Annotated in this window: 14 protein-coding genes and 1 riboswitch; of the genes, 11 read left to right on the top strand and 3 right to left on the bottom strand. The window is 52.0% G+C overall.

Going from position 1 to position 20,969, the window contains the following annotated elements; genetic code table 11:
* Window positions 1–74 precede the first annotated feature (74 nt).
* On the bottom strand, window positions 75–1,442 hold the full coding sequence (locus JNUCC32_RS18890; protein WP_192569457.1) for an ABC transporter substrate-binding protein: 1,368 nt from the start codon (window positions 1,440–1,442) through the stop codon (window positions 75–77).
* A 358-nt stretch (window positions 1,443–1,800) separates the two neighbouring features.
* Window positions 1,801–4,032: a helix-turn-helix domain-containing protein gene (locus tag JNUCC32_RS18885; RefSeq protein ID WP_192569456.1), complete on the bottom strand. Its 2,232-nt coding sequence runs from the start codon at window positions 4,030–4,032 to the stop codon at window positions 1,801–1,803.
* Window positions 4,033–4,336: 304 nt separating this feature from the next.
* Between JNUCC32_RS18885 and JNUCC32_RS18880 the strand changes: the two genes are divergently transcribed.
* From JNUCC32_RS18880 to JNUCC32_RS18845, 8 genes are all read left to right on the top strand, one after another.
* Window positions 4,337–4,546: a hypothetical protein gene (locus tag JNUCC32_RS18880; RefSeq protein ID WP_192569455.1), complete on the top strand. Its 210-nt coding sequence runs from the start codon at window positions 4,337–4,339 to the stop codon at window positions 4,544–4,546.
* Between the two features lie 233 nt (window positions 4,547–4,779).
* Complete coding sequence (locus JNUCC32_RS18875) at window positions 4,780–9,891, top strand: choice-of-anchor I family protein (RefSeq protein WP_192569454.1); 5,112 nt, start codon at window positions 4,780–4,782, stop codon at window positions 9,889–9,891.
* Window positions 9,892–10,478: 587 nt separating this feature from the next.
* Window positions 10,479–10,645: riboswitch (FMN riboswitch) on the top strand.
* 134 nt (window positions 10,646–10,779) lie between these two features.
* Window positions 10,780–11,760, top strand: a complete 981-nt coding sequence (locus JNUCC32_RS18870; RefSeq protein ID WP_090910621.1) for a DMT family transporter — start codon at window positions 10,780–10,782, stop codon at window positions 11,758–11,760.
* 213 nt (window positions 11,761–11,973) lie between these two features.
* Window positions 11,974–12,516, top strand: a complete 543-nt coding sequence (locus JNUCC32_RS18865; RefSeq protein WP_036662412.1) for an RNA polymerase sigma factor — start codon at window positions 11,974–11,976, stop codon at window positions 12,514–12,516.
* A gap of 61 nt (window positions 12,517–12,577) precedes the next feature.
* The gene (locus JNUCC32_RS18860; protein ID WP_192572696.1) at window positions 12,578–13,579 is read left to right on the top strand and encodes a DUF4179 domain-containing protein; all 1,002 of its coding nucleotides are present in this window, start codon (window positions 12,578–12,580) and stop codon (window positions 13,577–13,579) included.
* Window positions 13,580–13,939: 360 nt separating this feature from the next.
* On the top strand, window positions 13,940–14,563 hold the full coding sequence (locus tag JNUCC32_RS18855; RefSeq protein WP_228468784.1) for a type 2 periplasmic-binding domain-containing protein: 624 nt from the start codon (window positions 13,940–13,942) through the stop codon (window positions 14,561–14,563).
* Complete coding sequence (locus tag JNUCC32_RS18850; protein WP_192569453.1) at window positions 14,527–15,327, top strand: Nif3-like dinuclear metal center hexameric protein; 801 nt, start codon at window positions 14,527–14,529, stop codon at window positions 15,325–15,327. Before JNUCC32_RS18855 ends, JNUCC32_RS18850 begins: the two co-directional genes overlap by 37 nt.
* 61 nt (window positions 15,328–15,388) lie before the next feature.
* Window positions 15,389–16,063 (top strand): GntR family transcriptional regulator, encoded by a 675-nt coding sequence (locus tag JNUCC32_RS18845; RefSeq protein WP_015733828.1) that lies wholly within the window; start codon window positions 15,389–15,391, stop codon window positions 16,061–16,063.
* Between the two features lie 88 nt (window positions 16,064–16,151).
* Here JNUCC32_RS18845 and JNUCC32_RS18840 read toward each other — a convergent pair whose 3' ends face one another.
* Window positions 16,152–16,925 (bottom strand): sporulation protein, encoded by a 774-nt coding sequence (locus JNUCC32_RS18840; protein ID WP_009595388.1) that lies wholly within the window; start codon window positions 16,923–16,925, stop codon window positions 16,152–16,154.
* Window positions 16,926–17,159: 234 nt separating this feature from the next.
* Here JNUCC32_RS18840 and rlmD point away from each other — a divergent pair, with 234 nt between their 5' ends.
* From rlmD to JNUCC32_RS18825, 3 genes are all read left to right on the top strand, one after another.
* Window positions 17,160–18,758: a 23S rRNA (uracil(1939)-C(5))-methyltransferase RlmD gene (gene rlmD / locus JNUCC32_RS18835; protein WP_192569452.1), complete on the top strand. Its 1,599-nt coding sequence runs from the start codon at window positions 17,160–17,162 to the stop codon at window positions 18,756–18,758.
* A gap of 276 nt (window positions 18,759–19,034) precedes the next feature.
* Complete coding sequence (locus JNUCC32_RS18830) at window positions 19,035–19,610, top strand: 50S ribosomal protein L25 (RefSeq protein ID WP_096775240.1); 576 nt, start codon at window positions 19,035–19,037, stop codon at window positions 19,608–19,610.
* A gap of 255 nt (window positions 19,611–19,865) precedes the next feature.
* Window positions 19,866–20,963, top strand: coding sequence for a leucine-rich repeat domain-containing protein (locus JNUCC32_RS18825; protein ID WP_192569451.1), 1,098 nt, complete (start codon window positions 19,866–19,868; stop codon window positions 20,961–20,963).
* The last annotated feature ends 6 nt before the right edge of the window (window positions 20,964–20,969 follow it).

Below are 20,969 nucleotides of genomic sequence, written 5' to 3'. Positions count from 1 at the left end.
CCTCCTTATGATGTAAGTGCCACCCGGCCGTGGGGCCGGGGCAGCTTCAATCGTTTGATGTTTTCGAATGCCTTTTAATGCATCGTGTCTTTCATCTGCTCAGCCGCGCTATCCAGCGCCGTCTTGGCGTCTTTCATGCCGACGAACATCTCCTGCGCGGCATTGATCAGGATTTGGGACAGGGAGCCGAGTTCAGGGATGGGCGGGTCCATCACGGCCGGGGCGTATACATTCTCCTGGAAATCGAAGAATTGGGCAGCCAGCGGATTCTCCGTTTTGTATTCTTCGGATTCGGCGTATTCCTTGCTGCTCGGAATCATGCCGGAACCGGCGATAATTTGCTGCGCTTCCCGGGAGGTCATCCATTCAAGGAATTCCCAAGCTTCGTCAGGATGCTTGCTGTCTTTGGAAATCATCGACACGATCGGATAATTGTGCGGGTTCGGTTTATAGGTTTGACCTTCGTATACGACGGAAGGCTGCGGCATGAGCCCCAGGTCGTCCATTAAAGCTTCATCGCGTTCTTTGGTCATGCCGATAAACCAGGGACCATCCATCATCATGCCGGCCTGGCCGTTCCAGAACATCTCGCGGCTGACCTTCTTGTCGCGGGTTCCCGGAGGCGTGGCCTGCGGGTTCTTGATCAGATCCTGCCACCACTCCGCCGCCCAAACGTTTGGTGCGGAATTGACGTTAATCCGGTCGGCCTCGTAAGGGCCAGCTTCGCCGTCCGGGAAGTAAATGCCTCCCGATACGGGACGAGCGAGCAGCCGGTACCATTCCGAGGCGATAAAGGGATGGGTGCCGATGACGCTGGAGAACCCGTATTGTCCGTCTTTAACACCGCCAAGCTGTATGGCGGCTTCTTTGAAATCATCCATCGTTTGAATGGAGGCCGGATCGATTCCGGCGGCTTCGAACATCGATTTGCTGTAGAAAATGCCGGTTGATCCCCATGCGTAATTGGATAAGGCATAATAAGAGCCGTCCACCTTGCTCAGTTCCTGTCCGACAAGCTTGTCCTCAAGTCCGCTCGCTTGAATCTTCTCGTCGAGATTCACGAAGGTGCCCCCGCTCTGCAGCGCATTATAGGTGGCGATATTCTCCGGGTATACCTGAACGATGTCGCCCTGCGTACCTGCCAGAATCTCGGTGGTCAGTTTATCCCAGTAATTCTCGTAGTCTGTTCCATGAACTTTGATGGTGACGTTAGGGTGGGTTTCATTGTATTTGGCAATGAGTGCATCGATTGCCTTCTTATGAGGTTCTTCGGCGTATACCGACGTCTCGAACGAGATCGTAATTGGATCGCCGTCGGACGGGGCGTTGCTTGCGGAGGCCGGTTCCTTGCCACCCGAGCAGGCGCTTAATACGGTTGATAACGTAACGGCTGCAGCGATCAGCGCCGTCCATCTCTTTTTCTTTCTGTTTCTGTCTACCATTGCTAGTTCATCCCCTTCTGGTTTTTTAGTTATGGTGGAAAGCGCGGTGAGGCGCCGTTCCTTGCCCTTAATAAAAACACCTGCTGCCAGGCCAGACAACAAACACTTTTCACTTAACAAACCGAAAGGCGAATCTAGTGTTAGTGTAAACGTTACCGCGATGGCAATTTAAATAACACTGGAAAATGTATGTAATATAAATCACAAAAAACTTTTCTCTACCCGGAACTATTTTCTACTTTGCGCCCGATGGGAATGGCTGCGCGGGCAGGAGCCGCTACGGCATAAACGGGAAAAGGCCGAGGGACCATATGATGTCCTTCTCGGCCTTCGTTTGATGTTTAGGTTCTGCGCCGTTTTATTTGCCTTTGCGGTAATCCATCGGGGGGACGCCGGTAATTTTTTTGAAGGTCCTGGCAAATGAAATCGGGCTGCTGTAACCGACCCTCTCCGTAATTTCCTGTACAGACAATGCGCTTTCCGTGAGGAGCCGTTTCGCTTCCTGGATTCGTAAATCAATCAAAAAGTCCACGAATTTCAAGCCGTACTCTTCCTTGAACAATCTGCTCAAATATTTGCCGCTGATCCCGAACTTGTCCTGCAGGTAATCAAGGGATAGTTCCGCCTTCGTATAATGCTTTTCAATATAAGCCTTAACCTCTTGGACGAGGTTTCCCTGGCTTCGCAGATTCCGCTGCGTATCCAGCCGTTCGGCAAATTGCTCCAGAAGCTGAAGCACCATCTGCGTCCAATCCTCCGGCAGGTCGATTTCTTTTTGAACCCGGTCGAGTGCCGGCATCGTTTCTGTTTTCCAGAGCAGGTAGTATTCGTCGTTCATTCCGGAAGCCGTTTTGTTCAGATGGTAGGTGAGGTAATGCAGCACGCTGCTTGCGCCCCGGCGCGATATGCCTTCTTCCAGCATGTTCTGAAAGAGCGCCTGCATTTCCGTCTTCCACTTGGCTTCTTGGAGTCGGAAGGCGTCAACGATCCGGTCAACCTTTTGAAAATAATGAAAACTATGATCCTTCGACAAGGGATCGGACGAATAAGGAATGATCATGGCACTTCGATTGACGGGCTTCGTTTGGAGCGCATCCAATGCCTCATGGTATGAATCATGCAGATTGTCCGGATGCTCGACCGGCTCCCCGAGGCCGACGGATAAGGTGAACGATAAGGCATCGGCAAATCGGCGCTGGCATTCTTCCGCGAAGGAGAGGGCCTCGAATGCCAGCTTCTCCGCTTCTGGCGATATGACCAGAATGCAAGCAAGCTGGTGCAAGGATACCCAGAGCAGCTTCACCTCGCAGGCATGATCCGACGCCGCTTCCAGGATGATGGTTTCGATGGCTTTTTGCTGAGTGCCATGCTGCATCTGACCGTAATTTGCGCTCCACTCGGAACGGTGATCCACTTCCAGGACAAAAACCAGCTGCTTGCCAAACAGCACGGGCAGGCCATGCTTGGCCGATTCCTTCTCCCATTCCTTCAAATCGAAGGAACGCGTCCCTTCCAGCAGCTCGTACACGAAAAAATTTTGCTGAGCCTTCAAATCCTCCTCGAACTGAAGCTGGAACCTTGCGTTCTGATCAATCATGTTTTGCAATTTAGAATTGATGAACGTAAATTCGTTTTTATGGATTTCCTCCGGGGCGTCCTCCTTGGAGGATAGCTGCTGCAGCTGGTTGACCAGGCGCTGAATGGGCCTGTAATTTTGCAGCGTCACGTAGACGATCCAGGCGACCGAAACGGCACAGAGAAGCAAACCGGCAATAAACCAAATATTCGATAGGCTGATGATGAAATTGAAGGTATCCGCTCCTTGAACGCTGCTAACGATGCGCCAGCCCGTATAGTCGGAATTCGCTTCCGACTGAAGGGCGCCGTTGCTGGCTCCGCTCCTGCTGACGGAAGTCTCCGATTTTGCCATATCGAACACGCTGTTCCCTTGTGTATCATATAGGCTTAGTATGCGGGAAGACGGGTCATGCATTTGAAGAAGCATTCCCTGCAGGGCGTCAGCGCTTACATTAACGACGATTAACCCATGATGCTTGGAGAAGATGGAAACGCTGCGCGTCAATGAGACGACGGGGACCCCTTTGTCGGACGGCAGCTCCTTGTACAGCCTGGTATCCGACCAATGGCTGTTGGGTGCTTCCAGCTTGGAGCGGATGAAGGCGTTATCGGCATATTGATCCAAGGAATAGCTTGTGCTTTCATTGAGGACTTGATTATGATCCGCTTGAACCATGTAAATGGAATGAATCAGAGGATTGGTCATTTTTAAATCGCGCAACAGATTCATCACGTCCACCTGAAGGGGCAGATCCTTTTCCGTGCTTCTGGAGAAAAAGGAGATGACCTTTCGATTGCGCAGCATTTCAAGCGAAATTTTCTGATCCAGGGAAGACAACGACGTATCGATCATCAGCATCGCTTGCTGGGTTACGTAAGCATTGGAACGCTCGGCATCCTTTCGGTTGCTTTCGCTCAATGATTGGAAAAAGACGAAAAATAAAAAGGCGGGGACGATCAGAAAAGCAGGGATATACAGCATAAGCATCCGCGTAAACCAGTTACGATTCATGTTGGTTCCTCTTTCCTAGGCAAACATAAATGATATGCACACGTTATGGCCTTCGAATAGTCATGAATAGATCTTCGGCTGTTTTTCTTGTGAAGTGTTTGTGTTACAAATAGCAATTCTTTATGTTAGTTTATCAGACATCATGTCGATTTGACTACAATATTGTCGGAAATGTGACAAGGAAACATGATGCATGGTGAATTTTTCCATTAAACATGATAAAATTCAAGAAACGTGTTCAACCGAAGACTTGCGTTGTATATCCGACATACTAATCGATAGAAAATGGAGGAGGACGCAGCCAATGGAGCCAAAGACGACTTTCAGCGATATTCCCAAAGGGTTCGCGGCGTGGTTTTTTAAGCAGAGGCGCAGATATACGTCAAACAAGAAGATCGAATGGTTGGTTGAGCGGCTGTTCCAAGGTCTTCTTATCGTTTGGGGGATCATTCTCATTCGGTGGTTCATCCTGATCACGGTTGCAACGATGCGGCATTTCGGGGTTTTTGATTGAAGTATGAGATGATCCGAGGCTGGCGCATGTTATAAACAGGTACCGGAATACATATGGAAGAAAAGAATAAGCAAGCCGCCAGCTCGAATGCAGCTGCTGCTCTGGGAAGCCCGACTTGGAGGTCGAGGCTTTTTTTGTTGCATGGAGCCATTTTACATAAACCGCGACTGATATTGAGCATCCGTTAACACTTCCTCCTTACACTTGAATGTAAATAAGGTAGAAGAGGGGATATGGAGTTGAAGCATAAAAGCATGAAAGTAGTTTCGCTGTTGATGGCAGCGGAAATCACGATGGCCTCTCTGTTTTCGGGGGGCAGCGTGTATGCTGGCGAGGGGCAGGAATTGCTCCAGACCGCCAGCATGGAGACGACATCACAAGATGCAGCTATTGCTGCCGTGGATTTGGGCATGACCGATATGATCTTTCCGGATGCATATGCGGAAGAGCCGTATGCGGTCACCGTAGATGTGTATGGCGGACAAGCGCCTTATACGTTCTCGGCGACAGGTTTACCGGCAGGCTTGACCCTTGCATCCGATACGGGAGCCATTTCAGGTACGCCTGCGGCTGGACAAGAGGGCGAGCATACGGTTGAAGTAACGGTGCAGGATAGTGCAGCCTTACCTGCTACGGTCCAATCGGTTGTGAAATTGCAAATATTGGGCAAGCGTCCATCACCTGTGGCCGACAAGCTGGCCATGAAGATGATCGGACATTATTCCGTAGGTACTTCCAACAAGGATGGCGGCGTTGCGGAGATTGTAAAATACAACAAAGATAACGGGAAGCTCTATTTGGTTAACGGATCGACCCAGCCGGCCAGTCTCGAAATCGTGTCTCTAGGCGCCGATGGCAGCTTGGTTAAGGACAAGCAGATCCATGTAGAAGATTTGGCGAACACGGGCGGTTTCCTGTATGGAGACTTGACCAGCGTGGATATCAACACCAAGACGAAGCAGGTCGTGGTTGCCGTTCAGGAGCAGGATCATACGAAAGCCGGCAAGGTCCTGGTGCTCGACTATGACGGCGGCTTGACCGGATCCTATGAAACCGGCGTTCAGCCGGATATGGTCAAGTACACGTCCGATGGCCGTTATATCCTGACGGCGGATGAAGGCGAGCCCCGCACGGAGACCGCACCGGATCCGGAAGGAAGCATCACGATTATCGATACTTTGGCTGGCGAAGTAAGCCATTTGAAGTTCGATGACCCGTCGATCATTGACGATCGGGTGCATATTCGCGGGAATGTGGAAGCGGACGGGCAAATTCGCAGCACCGGAACGAAAAACGATGCCGTTCATGATCTGGAGCCCGAATACATCGCATTGTCGGAGGACGAGCTGACAGCGTATGTGGCCCTGCAGGAAAACAATGCGATAGCCGTGGTCGATATCGCCTCGAAGCGGATTCAATCGGTCCGGGGGCTCGGATATAAGGATTTGAGCCAGCCAGAGAATCAACTGGATCTGCTCAAGGATGGACAAATCAAGTTTGAGAATGTTCCTTTTTACGGCATGTATATGCCGGACGGAATTGCGACCTACAGCGTGAACGGGCAGCAGTATATTCTGTCCGCGAACGAAGGGGACGCTACCGGCTGGGATGACCGAAGCAATGAAAGCGACATCGGCAAAATGAAATCCAATCTGGATCCATCGTCGCCGGCAGCCCAATTCCTGGCTGGCAAAGGGACAACCTATGACAAGGTTGAAGTTGCGAGCGATATGGGCAGTGAAGGGCTGTATCTGTACGGGGGGCGTTCCTTCTCCATCTGGAATGCGGCGGATTTGTCCCAGGCATACGACAGCGGCAGTGATTTTGAGAAGATTACGGCGGAGCGCTTGCCGAATCATTTCAATGCAAGCAATGACAAAACCGATCTGGACAGCCGCAGCGCCAAGAAAGGCCCGGAGCCGGAATATGTTGCCGTGGGCAAGGTCGGACAGAAGACGCTGGCTTTTGTCGGACTGGAGCGCATTGGCGGCGTCATGACCTATGACGTAACGGATCCATCCGCTCCGGCGTTCCTGAACTACTTCAACTCGCGGGATTTCAACGGAGGCATCCAATCGGATTCCGGACCGGAGGGACTGGATTTTATTCCGGCTTCGGACAGCAAAACAGGACGCCCGCTGCTGCTGGTTGCGAATGAAGTTAGCGGAACGGTGGTGCTGCTGGAGCTTCAGGTGACCAAAATTACGGTGGATAAGCCATCGCTCACGTTGAAAACGGGCGGGACCCCGGAACCGTTGCAAGCAAGCGTTGAGCCCGTTCAGGGCGGATCGGCCGAGCTGGCTTGGCGTTCCTCCGACGAAACGGTAGCCGTCGTGGACCAAAACGGTCTGGTTACGCCGGTATCCGCAGGCGAAGCCGTGATCACCGTCCTGAGCAAGGATGGCTACGGTTCGGCGGAAGTATCGGTTAACGTAACGGACGGTTCGCCGGAAGGAGAACCGTGGAAGTTAACGGTGATGCATACCAACGATACCCATGCGCATCTGGCGGAAGTGGCCAGACGGGCTACGCTGGTTCAGGAGATCCGCAGCGAAGGCGGAAACAGCCTGCTGCTGGATGCTGGGGACGTCTTTTCCGGCGATCTGTATTTCACCAAATGGTTTGGGCTGGCTGATCTGGCCTTCATGAACTATATGGGGTATGACGCGATGACGTTCGGTAACCATGAATTCGATCAAGGCACCAAGACGCTTGCGGATTTCGTGAGCAAGGCGCATTTCCCGCTCGTCAGCGCGAACGTGGATCTTAGCCGTGACGCTAACATTTCACATTTGATTAACAAGCCGGCGGTTATCGATACCGATCAGCCCAAGACAACGGCAAATAGCGGGGTATACCCATACGTGACACTGCTGGTTGACGGCCAGAAGGTCGGGGTGTTCGGCTTAACGACCGAAGATACCGCGGAAACCTCCAGCCCGGGTAAAGACGTGGTCTTTCGTGACGCGGTGACCTCGGCTCAGGCTACCGTTGAGGCGATGGAGAAGGAGGGGCTGGACAAGATCATCGCCCTGTCCCACCTGGGGTACGCCAAAGATCTGACGCTGGCCGAAGCCGTCGAAGGCATCGACCTCATCGTCGGAGGTCATACCCATACGACGCTAAACGCGCCGGAAGTGGTGACGGACAGTCAGCATCATACCCCTACCGTCATCGTCCAAGCGAATGAGTGGGGCAAGTTCCTCGGCCGGGTAGATCTGCAGTTTGATAAAAACGGCGTTGTTCTCGTGGGAGACGGCGAACTTGGCGGGAAGCTGATCCCGGTAGACAACACGGTCCAGGAAGACACGCAAGCGAAGGATATGCTGGCTCCTTACAAAGCGGAATTGGAAGAACTGATGAAGCAGGTTATCGGCATTGCCGGAGTCGAGCTTGACGGCAAACGCGAGAATGTCCGCTCCAAGGAGACGAACCTGGGCAATCTGATAGCCGACGGCATGCTGGCTAAAGCCAAAGAGCTGAAAAACGCCGATATTGCCCTCACGAATGGCGGAGGCATCCGCGCCGCGATTGATGAAGGCGATATAACGATGGGCGAGCTGCGTACGGTGATGCCTTTCGGAAATACGCTGTTTGTTATGGACGTCACCGGACAGCAGCTGAAAGACGGGCTGGAAAACGGAATAAGCGGTGCCAAACTGGCGGATCTGCCAGGGAAGTTCCCGCAAATCGCCGGGATGAAATTCAAGTGGGATCCTAGCGCTCCGGCAGGAGATAAAGTGTTCGACGTACAGATCATGAAAGACGGCAGCTACAAACCTCTGGTATTGACCGAAACGTACCGGATGGCAACGAACAGCTTTGTAGCCAAGGGCGGAGATGGATATAAATCCTTTGCCGATGCGATTGCCGAAGGGAAATACAACGAGGATTTGGGTTACCCGGATTATGAAATTTTCATGGAGTATGTGAACAAGCTGGGCGGTAAGGTATCGCCGAAGGTCGAGGGCCGAATTACGGAGCAGAAGAAGCCGGCGAATCCTGGCGGCGGCTCTTCTCCCGGATCAGGATCAGGCGGTTCGGGAGGCGGCACGGTAACGCAGCCTACAACGCAGCCTACTCCTCCTGCTACTGGCGGAAATGCATCCGAGCCAAACGTGATGACAGGCAATAGTTTGAATATCAGCGCTGCTTCAGGCGGAACGATGGACCTCATTACGGTAAAGGAAGAGGCGTGGAAAAAGGCCGTAAGCGGCTTGTCCGCGAACGGGCAGCAGGAATTGATTATTCGGGCTCCTGAATTGAACCGTGCCGCGGAGCTGTCCCTTCCCGCAGCAGGCCTGAAGCAGGCCATGGAACGGAATCCGAAGGCAACCCTGGTGCTGGAGACCGCACTTGGAGCCTTCCGTCTTCCGATAACGGCTCTGCCTCTGGATGAGGCTCTGGAGACGGCACAAGGGTCCGGCAACATCCAGGTGAAGATGTCGGTGGCTCCCGCAGCAGGCAAGGTAGCGGACGCTATGACAAGCAAGGCCACTTCCATGGGCGCCTCGTTGGCAGCCAATGGAGGACTGCGGTTCGGCGCAGCGGTTGGAGCGCCTGGCGCAGAGCAGGAACTGAAGGATTTCGGGAAGCGCGTCATCAGCCGTATCATGCCGCTGCCGACAGGGATGAATCCGGATTCGCTTGCTGCCGTCATTTATGACGAAGCGGCGGGGACTTTCCAGTTTGTACCGGCCGTAAGGACGACATGGAACGGTAAAGCGGCGATCGAAGTCAAGCATGCCGGAAACGGCGTTTATGCGCTGCTGCAATACAAGAAGACGTTTGCGGATCTTGACGGCCACTGGGCGCAATCGGAAATCGAGTCCATGGCTTCCAAGCTGCTCGTGAACGGAGTCAACGCGGACTCCTATGCACCGGGCAAGGCGATCACGCGAGCTGAATTTACGGCCATGCTCGTCCGTGCGATGGGTCTCAGCCCGGTCATCGAGAGCGGTGCATTCAAGGATGTTCAGGATCATTCCGCGTATGCCGGCGAGATTGGCGCAGCCTCGCGCTACGGCTTGATCGAGGGCGGCAACGGCGGTGCCTTCTCGCCGAATGCCAGCATGACCCGAGCGGAAATGGCTGTAATGATCACCCGGGCCATGGAGGCGGTGAATCCGGCAGACCTATCCAACCAGGGTGCGAATGCCGTGGCCGGATTCAAGGATCAGGCATCCATTCCGGTTTGGGCGGCTGCCCATGTGGCCAGTCTTACTAAGCAAGGCATCGTACAGGGTGACAACCAAGGCAATTTCGGAGCACTCGATTCGGTCACACGTGCGCAAGCAGCACTCGTACTGAAGCGTACTTTGACAGCGTTGAAGTTTATGAACTGATCGAAGCAGGATAGCATTTCATGATTAGACCGTCCTTAAGGTGGATTGAAACCTTGAGGGCGGTCTTTTTGCATACTCAGGCAGATGGCAACCGGTTAAAGCGAAGCGATCAGGCATCCGATACATTTATTAAGGGATGGATATAACGACCTGATAACGATCTGATAAGGATCTGATAAGGATGGAGTTCATGCGCATTGAATCTGAATATACATATTGGAAGCAAAGTATTGCTGAGTGAGACGAAGGAATCGGAGGAAACAGTTGCGGAAAGTGCTTCTCGACTGTTATCTAAGTCTTATGGGGGCGGAATGAGCCTTAATACCGAGGAAGCGCTGGAGCTATTCGAGATAAACCGTGAAGATGGTAAAAAATCATGCTGGTAACAAATTGATACTTGCTGTATAATTCTCAGTAAGTATTGGATGAACGTGAGATTTTTCATTGTATTCAAGTCTAATTTCGTTTATTTTGAAAATAGATGTATTTACATGAAAGGATTCATGTTATAATTTCAATATAACAACTAAGTTTATAGGAATTATCGGTTAATTAGTGATTAAGGCATTACAAAATAAAACATGAATATGGATCTTCGGGGTAAGGTGAAATTCCTGACCGGCGGTGATGGTTCGTTCCTTCGCGAACGAACCCAAGCCCGCGACTCTCTGCGTTCTGTATCCAACATGAATGCAGCGACTGACTTGGTGCAATTCCAAGGCCGACGGTAAAGTCCGGATGGGAGAAGATCAAAGATGAGTTTGCCGTGAATGCGAATATTCCATTTTGGCGCAGGCTTATTTGATCAGCCCCCGTATACGTCGGCCATGCCGATGACGGGGGCTTTCTGCTAGTAAGACCTCCGTATTCAAGACAGGAGAGGGCAAGATGAGTAATATGAATACCGGGATCAAGGTGAAACCTTATGGTTCCGACACACAGGCAAGTCGACGTTTTAAAGGAGGGTTCTGGCTCGTTGTTTTGGGGGCCGCCCTGTGGGGCGTTGACCCGTTATTTCGGGTCATTCTGCTCAAGAATCTGACTTCGGCTCAGATCGTTTTGCTCGAACATATCATTATTTCCTTGATTGCGATTCCTGTATTGTGGAAGAACCGGGAGGAACTTAAGAGCCTGGGCTGGAATCATGTCGGCGCACTGCTGTTTATATCCTGGGGCGGTTCGGCATTGGCTACCGTATTGTTCACGATGGGGCTGTCGAGCGGCAATCTGAATGCCGTCCTGCTGCTGCAGAAGCTGCAGCCGCTGTTTGCCATCATTCTGGCCAGCCTGCTTCTGAAAGAGAAGCTTCCGCGCCATTTCGGGATCCTGCTTATCATCGCTTTGGCAGGCACGTATTTACTCACCTTCGGCTTAACCCTGCCGATCGGCCATTGGAACGAGTTTGTTCAAGTCGGCAGCCTCCTGTCCTTAGGCGCAGCAGCCTTATGGGGCGGCTCAACGGTCATGGGACGCTTGATGGTAGGCAAACTGAAGTATGAGACGGTAACCTCGCTTCGTTTCGTGCTCGCGCTGCCGCTCCTGACCGTCATTACTTGGAGCGAAGGGGCAGCTTGGAATATGCCGGCATGGGGCACAGGCGCCTTTGCCTTGGTATCGCTGAACCTGATCGGGCAGGCACTGCTGCCGGGTCTGCTGAGCTTGCTGGTGTACTATAAAGGGCTGACCACGACCAAAGCCTCTGTCGCAACGCTGGCTGAATTGAGTTTTCCCATGGTGGGCGTGCTCATCAACTGGATTGTATTCCAGCAAATCGTGACAGGGCCTCAGCTCCTAGGATTCCTGCTGATTTGGATCGTGCTGTTCATCATATCGAGACAGCAATCCGAGGCTTCTCCGCAATTGCAATAAAATCATACGTTTGTAGAAAAAGCCGATCCGATGGGGTCGGCTTTTTTTGCCGTTACTCCAAGCAAAGCTACTCCAATCCGTTTGCATGGCGAAACGATTATTTTTTCAAAAGATGTGTAGGGTTTCCGGAATTAAAGGTGTCTTATATAGTAGCACGGGATTTGTGGCTTGGTTCTACCAACAGAGATGATTATATAAGAGGGGGAGGATCCCATGGAGGATCAGACATTGCTGGATGGGCTAGCGAGGAAAGATCCGCGATGTTTTGAAACATTGGTTGACCGCTATTCACGCTACATAGCCGCGGTGGTTGCTAAGGTGGCAGGAGGGCGGTTTAATTCCTTCGATGTGGAGGAGATCACCGGGGACGTGCTGGTCAAGCTGTGGACAGACGGGACAAAAATCATGCTGCGCGGAGATAGTCTCAAGCCTTATCTGGCGATAGCCGCGCGTAATCATACCTTGAATGCATTGCGAAAGAGGCAGCGGGTCATTGAATCCGAATTGGAAGATGACGCCGTTTCTTGTCCCTCTGCGGAGGCACTGGCTATTCTGCGGCAGGAGAAGGAAACGATAAGCGGCATGGTACAGGGGATGGGCGAACCGGATCGCGAAATATTCATCCGCAGGTACTTTTATTTAGAGAAAGTCCGCGATATTGCAAGCCGGCTGAATATGCAGGAGAAGGCCGTCACCGCCCGGATCCGCCGGGCAAGGGACAAACTGCGCATACATTATGAAACCGAGAATCCGTAGGATTTCTATAAAGACCGTGTCTATAGGAGTGAAGCTTCAAATCGATTGCGAAAGGGGATGGATGCAAGTGAAGCGGCGAATTGTAGATATCATGGCCAATATCGACAATCAGGAGCTGGACAATCTCCTCCTTACGGAGGAAGAAGAACGCGAGTTGACGCAGCAGATCAGTATGGAACGGATCAAGAACCGGGCGATGAACCGTATTCAAGAGGAGGAAACGATGGTGTTTAAAAGCAGGAAAGTGAAAAAATATAAAGCCAGTATCGTTATCGCTGCCGCGATGATTATGATACTTAGCACGACCGCTTTTGCGAGCCAATACATGGATAGCTTGAAGCAGTTCTTCGGTCAATCCGCGTCGATTGCGGAAGACGAACGGTCACCTATACAAGGGACGGATACAGCATCCGGGGTAACCATGAATGTTGAAGAAGGGGTTTATGTCGGCAACAGCGGTTATTTGGTGGTCAGTTTCACGAAAGAGGACGGCATGCCATTCCCCGAGGGTGCTTCGATCCCCCTACTTGAACTGAAAACGGAGCAGAGTGTGAATTATATGGTGGGGCAGCAGCTTCTTGACGACAACAAAAAGCTTGTCGGCGTGTTTGAGATGGATGCGATGAATGACCTTGAGGGACTGAAGGCACGGATCACAGCCGATCGAATCATGTCAGCGGACAACGCCCAAGCCGTTAAAGGCCCTTGGAATGTGCAATTCACCATTTCTCCGGGCAAGCAAAGAGAACAGAGTTTGAATCTGGCAATTGATGAGGGTAAGGAAGCACTGTCTCTCCACACCATTAGTGTTTCATCCATCGGTGTAGCCATCGAAGGCAAGCGTACCGACGGTGAGCTGGATAAACTGCCGGACTATACGCCGGAGGTTAAGGTCATCGCCGCGGACGGATCGGAATTGAAGCTTCACGCCAGCTCGACAAGCACCACGAAGAGCGGATTTCAGTGGCTGTATAATCTGGACAGCAAGAATAACCTCGTATTTCTGGGGGATATGGACATCAAAAGCGTCAGCATTGACGGCAACGTGACGGAGCTGAAATAAATATAAAGCCGGCATGGGGAAACCATAAAGGGGCAGAAGCGAAGGCTTCTGCCCCTTATCCATGATGAATACCTCGGGCAGCAATGGAACCCGAAAACCGTGAAGCAGCAGGCCATAGCCTGAATGCTCACGGTTTTTTTGCAGCTTGGGATCCGAATTTTATACATGAGAAAAAAATGTATTGAAATTGAAGAAAACGTCCATTACAATGAAACCAATTGCCATACTAGTTATACTAGTATACAAAATTACGACTCTCTACATAAGTGAAAGCAGCAGCGGAATCTATTGAATCTAACGCTCCAAATGAGGGAGTCTATTCTTTAAGTCAAATATGTAAGCGCTTAATTTCACAAGCTGGTGGACGAAGGACTGCTGGACAAAGAGAGCTTTACCCAGGATGACGATCAGGCCGTGCAAAAATTCGTGACCGGCAAATCCTTCATCATCAAAGGCAACTCCCAGACCGTGGTCCAGCACCGCACCGATATGGACAAAACGCTGGGCGAAGGCAAGTATGCCATCAGCAAAATCACGGTTCCCGGCGGCACGACCGAGCTGCTGCAATACATGTTTAGCGAGGAAGAGCAGCAGTTCCAGAAGAGCATAAGCGAAACAAAAACGGTTGTGAAGCCGGAACCGCCGATTCCATACTCGGTAGAAGAGCGCGAGCGAGTGACGCTTTTGAGCACGCCGCTGAAGGACTACACGGATCAGAACACGCTGAAGTTCATTCTGGGGACCGCGATCTCGCCGAGTACGACAAGTTCGTGCAAGAGCTGGATAGCCAGGGCGTGGGGCAATACCTGGAGATTGCGAATAAAACGTATAAAAAATATAAAGAGCAACCATAACCAACGGATCGACAGGCTGCCGTTTCTTGATGGAAGGGCAGCCTGTTTTTCGGTTCGGCCGTTTGCGTTGGTTCCCAAGGAGGGCATTCCAGATTGCGAGTCACCGTTCAAGACATCATCAACCGCTTAACAGAGCCCGCAGCATTTCTTGAATCCAAGGTGGACAGGGTTACGGCAGGAAGCGCCGAAGCGGTGGTCCACGGCATTGCCGTCACGTTTACGGCATCGTATTCGGTTCTGCAGAGAGCGGTCCAAGTTGGGGCGAACCTTGTCATTACCCATGAAGGGGCGTTTTACAGCCATCAGGAGGAGGGATATGAGGGGGTGGAGGCGAGTCCTGTCTTTCAGGATAAACTCCGCTTGATGGAGTCCGGGGATCTGACGATTTACCGGTTCCATGATGCGCCTCACCGATACGTTCCCGATATCATGACGCAAGGACTGGTTCAGGCGCTGGATTGGGAAGTTTATGTCGATAAGCATCTTAAGGCAGCGGCCATTGTCACGCTGCCGGAAGAGATGAGCCTGCCGGATATTGCGGAGCATGTAAAAAGAAAGCTGAATCTTCCTTACCTTCGTTATGTCGGTAATCGAAGCAGCATATGCTCCAGAATCGGCATAACCGTGGGCTATCGCGGCGGTGGCGCGCATGCCATTCCCCTCTGCCTGAAGGAGTCGCTGGATCTTCTCATCGCAGGGGAAGGTCCGGAATGGGAGACGCCTGAATACATGGGCGATGCGGCGGCGCAGGGGAGGGGCCCGTCCCTGCTTCTGCTCGGCCATGCTGCCAGCGAGGAGCCCGGCATGGCCTGCGTGGCCGATAGGCTGCGGGAGTTTTTTCCGGGGATTCCTATACATTATATACCGTCCGGGCCTTTGATTCGGGTAATATAGAGGGAAGGGTAACTTTAAGCAAAGAGAACATAGAGCATTTAAGAAAGAGGTAGCGATATATATGTCAACAGAGCAAAAGATTAAAGGCTCTACCAGAGAGTATTCTTATCAGCTATTGAAGGATCGGATATTTCATCTGGAGCTGGAGCCGGGTACGAAAATCTCGGAAAAAGAAATTGCGGATGAATTGAACGTCAGCCGGACACCGGTCCGGGAAGCGTTCATGAAGCTTGCGGAGGAAGAGCTGCTGGACATCATTCCGCAAAGCGGGACGATCGTATCCCGTATTAATCTTCGGCATGTTGAGGAAGGCCGATTTATCAGGGAGAAGATCGAGAAGGAAATCGTGGCCCTCGCCTGCGGTTCTTTTCCCGAAGAGTTCCGCTTCCGCCTGGAAACCAATATTGCGCTGCAGGACGTGTGCGCAGGCAACCATAACTTCTATAAGCTGTTTGAGCTGGACGAGGAGTTCCACCAAATTCTGTTTGAGGGGACGGGCAAAGAACGGACCTGGAAGATGCTGCAGCAATTGAACATCCATTTCAACCGTCTGCGGCTGCTTCGCCTGTCCAAGGACTCCAACTGGGAGAATATCATCTCCCAGCATAAAGAAATGTATCAGTTGATCGTCAATCGGCAGGCGGAGCAAGCCATGAACGTGATGGAGCGTCACCTGCGCCTCGTCGTTGTGGAGCAGGATATTTTGCGAGAGAAGTATCCGCATTATTTCATCTAACCATCGATATACATTCATCATTCAAAAATAATGGCCCGCAGGAGAGTCGCCTTGGAATCAAGCGACCTGCCTTGCGGGCCATTTTTCATTAAATCGATCTGCGGATGACACGGTCCAGAATTTGGGCCACGTGGGATGGCCCCTGGGCCAGATCCTGCTTGTCGAGGGTTACCCAGGAGTGCTGTTCATCCATATCGAGCGAACGCTGGAGCCAGCCTGAAACGCCTCTGCCTCTCCGGTCGACTTCGACCAGGATGGAAATCCCCTCCTGCTCCGGATAGAGAATCAATTCAAGCTCTTTGATATGACCGGCATAGGAGGAGCCGGGATAAAATTCAATTTCCTGCACGAATGGAACACCCTGGCCGAGCCGCGGATGATATTCGCATGTTGCTATTTTGAAGCTGAAGCCAAGCGCTTCGACGGCGTCGAACACAATGGATGCGTCCTCGTTCGGTTCGACGTCGATGAAATCGCGGTCCTTCGGATCGATGGCATTATCGATATCGAGTCCGGTGTGGATCCAGACCGGCTGCCGCGAAATGGTGAGCGGCGTTTCCAGCGGCAAAGGAAAGGCGAACGGAATTTCCTGCTGATCGCCAGGCTTCAACGTGAGGCGGCTTGAGACGTTGACTTTTGCAATGGTATAGGATTCTATGTATTTCTTGTCGTCGCTTTCCCTGGTATATTCCGTCATCAATTTCAAATAGATGCGGTCGACCGTCTGCTCTACGTTGCCTCCCTTAATGTGAATGATTCCGCGTACTTCTTCACCCGGATAATAGGAGGATTTTTCGAGGTGCGTATCGATCTGGGCGGCTCCAATTCCTACACTGGCTAGCATTTTGTTAAAAAACGACATAAAAGATACCTCCATAAGAGAATGTATGATAATGGAATTATACGCTGGAGGATCGTCTCTGGTTTCCATATCGAAAAAATATTTTTTGCGGTTTTTTGCGGAGCCAAGATGTTGGCGCCAATGAAGCGAAAGAATCCCCGTACGACACCGGGAAAAAGTACATGGCTCGTTCGCATTCGCGGGTCCGGCATGGTATATTGGACACGATACCATTAAGGATGGAGCAATCAAGGCATGAGTGAACAACGGCGTTCCGGACAAGGAACCAACAACAGCAAATCAGCGGCATACGGGAAGAAGACTGGTGAGCGGACTGCAGCGAACAAAGCAGGGGCAAAGCCGATTTTTCAACGTGACCGTATGAAGAACAGCAATTCGTCGTCGGCATCCCCGCATGCGAAGGGGAGACGAGCGGATCAATATAAGCAAGGGGTACGCGGACCGAAGCCGTCATCCGGGCGCGAGCATGCGGATGAGCTGCAGGCCGGGGACGTGATTGTCGTTACGATCAAACGCCTCGGCATTAACGGCGAGGGAGTGGGTTACTACCGCCGCAAGGCGGTGTTTATCGATGGAGCGATCACGAATGAGGTGGTCAAAGCCGAGGTGAGGGAGGTTCAGCCTAAATTTATCAAGGCGCAGCTGCTGGAAGTGGAGAAGCGTTCGCCTCACCGGATAGAGCCCCCTTGCCCGGTATTCGGCATTTGCGGCGGATGCCAAATTCAGCATATTTCCTATGAGGGACAGCTGCAGGCGAAGACGGATATCGTGCGCGAAGCGTTCAGCCGCTACGCGGGATTGGACGATGTCAAGTTTAAGCCGATTCTCGGGATGGAGCATCCATGGGACTACCGGAACAAAGCCCAGCTGCAGCTGAAACGGAAGGGCCATGAAGTGATCGCAGGGCTCTATGAAGCGGACAGCCATACGATTGTGGATATCAGCGGCTGCCCGATTCAGCATCCGAAGGTCAATGAAGCGGTGGAGAAGGTCAAATCCGTACTCGAGGAATTGCGGATACCGCTTTATAAGGAGAATGGTGCCAAGGATGGCGTACGGACGATCGTAGTCCGTCACGGCTTCCAATCCGGGGAATTGCAGGTGACGCTGATCACGGCTGGAAGCAAGCTGCCAAGGCAGGACGATCTCGTTCGTATGCTGCGCCTTACCATTCCGGAGGTAAGCGGAATTTCACTCAATATCAATCCGAAGAAAACCTCGCTCATCTTCGGAGACCGGACAATCTCGCTATGGGGCACCGAGAGCATGCAGGAATCGCTGAGCGACCTGCAGTTCTCGCTGTCGCCGAGAGCGTTCTTCCAGCTGAATCCGCAGCAGACCGTCAAGCTGTACGAGTCGGTCCGGGCGGCAGCGGGGCTGACCGGGAAGGAAACCGTCATCGACGCCTACTGCGGCACCGGCACGATCGGCTTGTGGCTTGCGCCGTATGCCAAGGAGGTGCGCGGAATCGAGACGATTCCCGAAGCCGTCGAGGACGCCAAGGCGAATGCACAGCGGAACGGAAGGGCTAACGCCAGCTTCCACGTCGGCCAAGCCGAAGAGCTGCTGCCGCGCTGGGTCAAGGAAGGCATGAAGCCGGACGTCATCATTGCCGACCCGCCGCGCACCGGCCTGGACCCGCGCTTCCTGGAAACGGTGCTCCGCACCAAGCCGAAGCGGTTTGTATACGTATCCTGCAACCCTTCGACCTTAGCCAAAGATTGCAAGGTGCTTCTGGACGGCGGCTACGAGCTTGAATGGACGCAGCCGGTCGATATGTTCCCGCAAACCAGCCATGTGGAGGCAGTCCTATTGATGAAGCTGAAATCATAGAAGCCATATGATGGCTTCATGTAAGCGAGTTTCCATTTTCGCTTTGGTCGACAACGCCCCCTTTCTATGATATGGTAGCAAGTAATTAGGCATTTCGTTCCCATGGAACGAGGTGCCTTCTCGCATATATAAAAGGTTTTTACATTAAATGTCTATCTGGAGGTGATGCAATGGTGCTCCTGATTTCCCCGCTACGGGGGGAGAAATCCGTAGTTCATAACGGACGATCGATGGAGAGTGCACCCAAATAACGATAATCTGAGGAGTGTTGTTGAGATGAGAGTAAATTTACGAGCAGAAACGCGCGCTGCGATGAACAAAACCGGACTGAAGCAGCTTCGTCTTTCGGGACGAATTCCGGCGGTTGTATTTGGCACAGGGGAAAACAATATGATGATTCAACTGTCCGCCAAAGAGTTCGGCAAATGGGCACGGAACGGCAAAGGAGGGATCCTTGAGCTTCATTTTGAAGATCGGGAGCCGATTCCGGTTTTGCTGGAGTCCGTTCAGCGTGATCCGGTAACTCGTGAATACATTCATGTCGACTTTTTACGTATCAATATAAATGAAGTTGTGCGGACGAGAGTGAATCTCGATTACATCGGCACCGCAAAAGGAGCCAAATTGGGAGGAGTCGTCCAAATCCAAAGCACGTTCATCGAGATCGAGTCCTTCCCGGACCAAATTCCTGCCACGATTCCCGTTGAAATCAGCAGACTAGAGATCGGGAATTCGCTGCATGTCGGGGATCTCAAACTGCCCGACGGCGTCGTGCCGATTTCTTCAGCCAACGAGCTGCTTGTATCGGTGGTAACGCCGAAAGTCCAGTCGGAACAACCGGAGGCTATGTAGCTTCTGCTGCCGGCAATTGCTTCCCGAATATCGGGAAGCAATTGCCGTTTTTTTTCGTTAAAGCCCTTGATCGGAATCCGCGCTGGCAGAGGAAAGCTCTTTACCCGTCAATTTCTTCCATAATTCTCCTGGGAAGTAGGTTGAAAGACCCCTGACCTTTTCAAGGCGGAACCCTATAATGGAATTGCGGGAAGTCGGACATCGGAATCCCGGTTAAGCATGAATCGATCAGGAGCTTGCCCTAAGGAGGACACGATGGATATAACCCAGGATTTCATAGATGAACGATTCAAAGCTTATGTGCTCGAAACCTATTGCGGGAGCCGTGAACGGATTCAGGCGGGCGATGTAGAACATACTATATCGCTGCAGCTTTCAAATCATGGATACTCAAGCCTGAATGGGATCGAGCATTTCGCGTCGCTGGAAGAGCTGGATTGCTCGTCCAATAGCCTGACGGAGCTAGATCTCAGCAAGAATAGCAACTTGAAAACGCTGAATTGCGGATTTAACCGAATTCGAAATTTGGATGTCAGTCACAACGCCATGCTGACGAAGCTGGTCTGTTACTGGAACATCCTATCCGAGCTGCGGCTCGAGCAGAACGTGGATTTAACGGAGCTGGATTGCAGCTACAACTCCCTGTTTGCTTTGGAGCTGCATCAGAACCGCCGGCTAACCTATCTCCATTGCGCAAACAATTATTTAATGAGCTTACACCTGGAGGACTGCCCGGATTTGATCGAAATCCGCTGCAACCACAATCATCTGACGAAGCTGGACGTAACCGGAAATCCTTCGCTGCAAAGCTTGAGATGCTTCAATAATCACATCACCGAATTGGATCTCACTCGCAATGTGCTATTAACGGAGCTCTATTGCTCGGAGAACAAAATCTCCAAACTGGATACGCATCGTAATCCCAAGCTGGAGCGGCTGAACCATTCCAACAATCTCATCATGGAGCCGGACCATACCGTTAAGGACGTTGGGACCTTCGAATACGATGTCTCGCTGTCTTTCTACGGGGCCAGGCTTCAATGGAAGGGGACGGAGCTCTCCGTCAGCACGGAGGCCTCTGCCGAAGCGGATATGAACCGGCTGTCCCCGGTCATCCGGAATGCCTGGGCGAATTTTGGGGAGCTGAACGACCGAGCGCTGGATCTGATTGCCGGGATGCACCCCGACGAAGACGTGAACGAGTTGGTTCTATCCGAGCTTGCCTTCGACAAGGACGGCACGTTTCGGCTAGGGTATGATGCAGGCGATACGCCGGCCGGACAACTATACATATACGTCCTGTTTAACGACAAGCTTGAAATGAACGGGGATCTCGTTTATGAAACGTATTAACCTGCG

Origin of the sequence: Paenibacillus sp. JNUCC32, assembly GCF_014863545.1 — a bacterium.
Classification (GTDB): Bacteria; Bacillota; Bacilli; order Paenibacillales; family Paenibacillaceae; genus Paenibacillus_AQ; species Paenibacillus_AQ lautus_A.
Note: the sequence above shows the minus strand (reverse complement) of the source record. Positions and strands in the feature narration are given on the sequence as shown.